Raw genomic sequence first — 2,297 nt, forward strand, 5'->3', positions numbered from 1 at the left:
ATCCTCTTCTCCCTGATACTGATGCAGATGGAATCTATGATGGGATTGAAATCCATTATTATTTAACTGATCCATTTGATTCAGATGAAAATGATGACGGTCAGCTAGATGGTTGGGATTATGATTACGACGAAGATAATTTAACAGATTTTGAAGAAAACATTGTGTACCATACATTCTTTTATGAGAATGATTCCGACGAAGATGGTTTAGTTGATGGAGTTGAAAGAGATTACTTTGAATCATGGGGTGAAGATGCTGCTGGAGATCCCGATAAAGATGGACTCACTAGCCTGTTAGATTTCGACGCAGATGGTGATCAAGTCAATGATTCAATAGAATATATATTTGGTACAAATCCAGCAGATATTGATTCAGACAAAGATACTTTGAGTGATTACGATGAGATATATCTCCATTTCACAAATCCGCTCAGTGAAGATAGCGATTCGGATGGTTTAAACGATGGAATAGAGATATCATCAGGTTTAGACCCCCTAGATCCCGATTATGATAATGATGGATGGAAAGATGGTTCTGATCCTGATCCTTTTGATGCTCTTAATCCCAATCTATTTATTGGATTAATTGGGGTTCCCAGTATCTTTTTACTAGCTTTAGCGATCTACTTCCGTACCAAAATTTGGGAAAATGCACAACAATTTTTAGAAAAAGTCCAAAAGCGCTTAAAGAAAAAATCTGAGTGATTAATCAAGTAATAAATCAATAAAATATCATTTAGGAAAAGATTTATGAATCTCAAACCAAAGATTTTTTGTTAATATTTAGCTATGAATACATAAATCAAGTTAATTAAAGTTATATTCTCTTTATTCTAAAAAGGTAGAAAACAGACACTCGGAGTGTTCTCTTAATGAAAATAAGCTCATATCTACTTGTTCTTTTAATTTTTTTTCCGTTTATTACAACAATTCAGTCTTTTGAATTATTACATGCTTCTAACACCCTTTCTATTAATAAATCTTTTTTTCAAGCTAGAAATGTTGTTTTTACCCTAAATGAAAATATCATTCTAGTATCGCCAGTAAATAACTCAGTATTACCCTCAGGAACAATTATTAGATTTAATATCAGTGATTTCAATCTTGTTGAATTATATTATCATTGGGATAATGAGCTTAATAATACCTGGCTTCCTCCTTATGAAACAACGCTCCCAATGGGAGATGGGCTTCACATCTTACATGCTTATGCATTAGATACTCTAGACTCTTGGGAATATCAGGAATATCATTTCATTACTGACGATACATTTCCTATGATAATATTAACATCAACTACGAATAATAGTAATCTAGCACCTGATTCTGTTATTAATTTCGATGTTATTGATGATCACCTTGATAAAATATTATATCATTGGAATAAAGGAAATAATCAGACTTTAAACATTCCTTATCAGATAACACTCCCACCAGAGGAAGGAACACATGAATTAACGGTCTACGCCAGCGATATAGTAGGACATTGGGTAAAAGAGCGATTTTTTTTTACAGCTCGACCTGATTTATCTCCTGATTCAGATAATGATGGTTTATCAGACTATTTTGAGATATTATTAGGAACTGATCCATCCTTATCCACAAATCGCATTAATGATGCTCCAATCGATATTACTGACTTAGATAAAGATGCCCCGAATTCACTTCAAACAGCTTTAATTAAACATAAGCACATTCCAGCAACTACTTGGGTTATAGGGACAGTTGATGAAATAGCTTTGGAGGACCAATCCGATTTTTATATTTTCACCACAAAATATCGAACCACAGGGAAAATATTTCTTCAAACAAATCTACCTACAGTCACACTAGCAATCTTTGATTTAGAAAATCGTGTGAATCTTTCCCGCCAAGTACAAAATACTGACCTCTCTATATCTCAAACAATTCGTTTTCATTTATCAACAATTTCAGATTATACACCTAATGCTCTTCCTTATGTTGTAGAAATCCCTATTCCCTTAGCTATAGAACTATTAGTAGTTCAAATAGATGGTGGAATGGCAGGAAAGGTTTTGTACAGTATTTGGATGGTAGAAGACCCCCCTACCCCCTATTTACCTGCAGTAATTATTCTATTTAATATATTATTGTTTCTAGGATTGCCATTTATTTTTTTCATGATTTTACGGTGGGAGAATCGACGTGTAATAAAAAAGCAAAAGAAAATAAAATCAGAGGAAATGTCTTTTCTTCCTTTAAAAACAGAGGAAGTGATAATAAATGTTCATTTTTATGAGTGGATCTTTTCTAGTCTAATTCTGCTAATCATGG

At 33.0% G+C, this 2,297-nt stretch carries 1 protein-coding gene and 1 pseudogene; both read left to right on the plus strand.

The window, feature by feature from the left end; translation table 11 throughout:
- Positions 1-707: pseudogene (locus ACWVCY_RS12280) on the plus strand (hypothetical protein); the annotation flags it as partial.
- Positions 708-874: 167 nt separating this feature from the next.
- The coding region (locus tag ACWVCY_RS12285; RefSeq protein WP_455143122.1) for a thrombospondin type 3 repeat-containing protein at positions 875-2,297 on the plus strand (1,423 nt) is incomplete at its 3' end.

The sequence above is a fragment of the Candidatus Hodarchaeum mangrovi genome (genome assembly GCF_975850365.1).